The organism is Blastomonas sp. UPD001, from assembly GCF_003426715.1.
Classification (GTDB): domain Bacteria; phylum Pseudomonadota; class Alphaproteobacteria; order Sphingomonadales; family Sphingomonadaceae; genus Blastomonas.
Genome location: NZ_QKVT01000076.1, coordinates 1 through 3,054, shown reverse-complemented (window position 1 = coordinate 3,054; position 3,054 = coordinate 1). Strand labels below are relative to the sequence as shown.

Annotated in this window: 3 protein-coding genes and 1 pseudogene; all 4 read left to right on the top strand. The window is 66.3% G+C overall.

What is annotated here, in order from left to right:
- Window positions 1-496: AMP-binding enzyme (locus DM995_RS18805; protein ID WP_502696621.1), on the top strand; the 496-nt coding region annotated here is incomplete at its 5' end.
- On the top strand, window positions 493-1,341 hold the full coding sequence (locus DM995_RS18800; RefSeq protein ID WP_023836089.1) for a 3-hydroxyacyl-CoA dehydrogenase family protein: 849 nt from the start codon (window positions 493-495) through the stop codon (window positions 1,339-1,341). The genes DM995_RS18805 and DM995_RS18800, both read left to right, overlap by 4 nt.
- A gap of 136 nt (window positions 1,342-1,477) precedes the next feature.
- Window positions 1,478-2,713: a spinster family MFS transporter gene (locus DM995_RS18795; protein ID WP_232824554.1), complete on the top strand. Its 1,236-nt coding sequence runs from the start codon at window positions 1,478-1,480 to the stop codon at window positions 2,711-2,713.
- A pseudogene (locus tag DM995_RS18790) lies at window positions 2,710-3,054 on the top strand (hypothetical protein); the annotation flags it as partial. The gene DM995_RS18795 and the pseudogene DM995_RS18790, both read left to right, overlap by 4 nt.

Sequence of the window (3,054 nt, the reverse complement as noted above, 5' to 3'; positions counted from 1 at the left end):
CCACGGGGACTGGCTGACCGTCCATGCCGATGGCAGCTGCACCATCTCGGGTCGCAGCGACGCCACCATCAACCGCCACGGCGTGCGGATGGGCACGGCCGAGATCTACGCGGCGGTCGAGCAGCTTCCGTGCATCAGCGATTCCATGGTCATCGAGATCGACACCGCCGATGGCGGCAGCGAACTCGTCATGTTCGTCGTGCCAGGCCAGGAGGCGGCGGTCGACGCCGAGCTACGATCGGCGATTGATGCCGCGATCCGCTCCAGCCTTTCGCCCCGCTTCATCCCCGATCGTGTTGTCGCAGCGCCGGGCATTCCCCGCACGATGTCGGGCAAGAAGCAGGAACTGCCGATCAAGCGGCTGTTTTCTGGCTGGCCTGCCGACAAGGTGATCAATGCCGATGCCAGCGCGACGCCCGAGCTCTTGCCATGGTATATCGACGAGGCGCGGCGCTGGCAGCGGGAAAGCGCGATGCCCACGGAGGAATTGTCGTGAAGGCCGGGGTCGTCGGTGCAGGCCTGATGGGGGCGGAGATCGCGCTGGTCCTTGCGCGGGCCGGGCATGAGGTGCTGCTGCACGATCGCAGCGAAGATGCTCTCAAGGCTGCGATCGAGCGGCTCGGCGCCATCGTGGCCCGCGGGGTTTCGCGCAAGGCCTATGCGCCAGAAGCCGCCAGCGCAGCCTTGCAGCAGATCGTGCCGGTGAGCACGCTCGCTGCAATGGGCGATTGCGCGATCATCACCGAAGCGGTGTTCGAAGCGCTGGATGTCAAGTCAGATGTCCTGCGCGCGATCGATGCCGTGGCCGGACCGGGGTGCATCATCGCTTCCAACACCTCGACCTTGCCGATCTCGACCCTCGCGGCCTGCCTGCCTGCCCATCGCCGCGCCCGCTTCCTGGGGACGCATTATTTTTCTCCCGTATCGCGCATGGAACTGGTGGAGGTCATCCCGGGCTTCGCCACCGACGACGCGGTGACCGGCGAAGTGATGGCGCTGCTCGAAACCCTGGGCAAGCGACCTGTCCGGATCCGCGATGTTCCCGGCTTCGCCGTCAACCGGATGCTGCATGCCATGCTGATCGAGGCGGTGAAGCTGGTCGAGGAGGGCATTGCCACGCCCGAAGACCTCGATACCGCTTGCCGCCTCGGCCTTGGCCATCCGATCGGCCCCTTCGCGCTGATGGACGTCGTGACATCCGATCTGTGCCTGCAGGTGCAGCAGATTCTTCATGACGCCTATGGTGAGCGGTTCCGTCCACCGGCATTGTTGAAGCAGCGGGTTTCAGCCGGATATGGCGGCGGGCGAAACAGACCAGGCTGGCTGGCCCAAGATCGATAATCAGCCGCAGGAAGAGGAAGACCATCATGATCGATGCATCAGCACCGCGAGCGCAGGCAGGATGGCGCGCATGAGCGGCGCAGGCGGTCCGCGCACTGGCCCCGGTACCCCGTCCCGGGCCGGCCTCACCTTAGGCATGCTCGCTTTTGTCTATGTGCTCAACTTTCTGGACCGCCAGCTCGTCTCGATCCTGGCCAAGCCGATCCAGGATGGCCTGGGCATCACCGACGGGCAGCTCGGGCTGCTCACAGGCTTCTATTTCGCGCTGTTCTACTGCTTCATCGCCATCCCGGTGGGCTGGCTGGCCGACCGCACCAGTCGCGTCAAGGTCCTGGCCGCCGCCTGTGCCATCTGGAGCGCTGCGACCGCTGCTTGCGGGATGGCGGCGAACTACGGCCAGCTGGTCGTCGCGCGCATGCTGGTCGGCGTGGGCGAGGCGGGGGGCGTGCCGCCATCCTACGCCATCATATCGGATACCTTCCCGCGCGAACGGCGCACGACCGCGATGGCGATCTTCAACCTCGGGCCCCCGCTCGGCTCGGCGCTCGGCGTTGCATTTGGCGCGACACTGGCGGCAGCGTTCGACTGGCGCATCCCCTTCTACGTCATCGGCGCGATCGGTGTGGCCACGGCCGTGCTGGTGGTGTGGACCGTCCGGGAGCCCGAGCGCGGCGAGGCCGACCAGGCGGCTGCCCAGCCAGCGAGACGGTCGCACGAAGACGGCTTTGCCACCGCGATCGCGCGCTTTTTCGGCAACCCGCTGCTGCTGACGGCATCATTGGCGAGCGGCGCCGGCAATTTCATCACCTATGGCATGCTCAACTTCACCGTGCTTTTCCTGATGCGCGAAAAGGGCATGCAGCTCGAGCAGGTCGCGGTCTGGTACGCGCTGGTCGTCGGGATCGCGATGAGCGCCGGTATCTATGCCTCGGGGCGGATCGTCGACCGCTATGCGCAGCGCAGCAAGGCCGCCTATGCGACCGTGCCCGCCGCCTCGCTGGTTCTGGCCATACCCTTTTTCCTCGGCTTCGTCTGGGCACCGTGCTGGGAGCTCGCTCTCGCGTTCCTGATCGTGCCGATGTTCCTCAATTCCTTCTTCCTCTCGGCGACAGTGACCTTCGTGCAGGGCGAAGTTCCCGCCGAACGGAGAGTCATATCGGGGGCGCTGCTGTTGCTGGTGATGAATTTCATCGGGCTGGGGCTTGGCCCGACCTATGTCGGAATGATGAGCGACATCTTCCGGCCGGCATTTGGCGACCATGCCCTGCAGGCAGCCTATTACGCGCTGGCGCCGATGTATCTGATCGGCGCCGGGCTGTTCCTGCTGCTGGCGCGGATGATCCGCAGGCACGAACAGGGGGAGGCAGCATGATGGCAGCGCAGCAAGCGATCGCACGGGGCCTGGCGAAGGCTGCAATGGTCGGCCGCCCTGCTGCCGCGCCGGTGGGAGCGGCGCTGGCACTGGCATTGGCATCGGCAATACCCGGTGCCGCCTGGGCGAAGGAAGCCGGTACAGGGCCCGCGGCGGCAGCGCGCTGCGCGGCGCTTGCACGGCTTGCGCTGGCCGATACGAGCATCGAAAGTGCGGCCATCGTTCCTGCGCGGGCACCGCGCGACAGCCTTTCGGGGGATGTCGCGGGCTATCCCGGCTTTTGCAGGGTCGTGGCCCGTGTCCGCTCCGAGCCCGGCTCCGATATCGGCGTGGAGCTGTGG

Coding starts and splice junctions, on each gene's coding strand:
- DM995_RS18795 (WP_232824554.1), top strand. CDS start 1,478: ATGCTCGCTTTTGTCTATGTGCTCAACTTTCTGGACCGCCAGCTCGTC.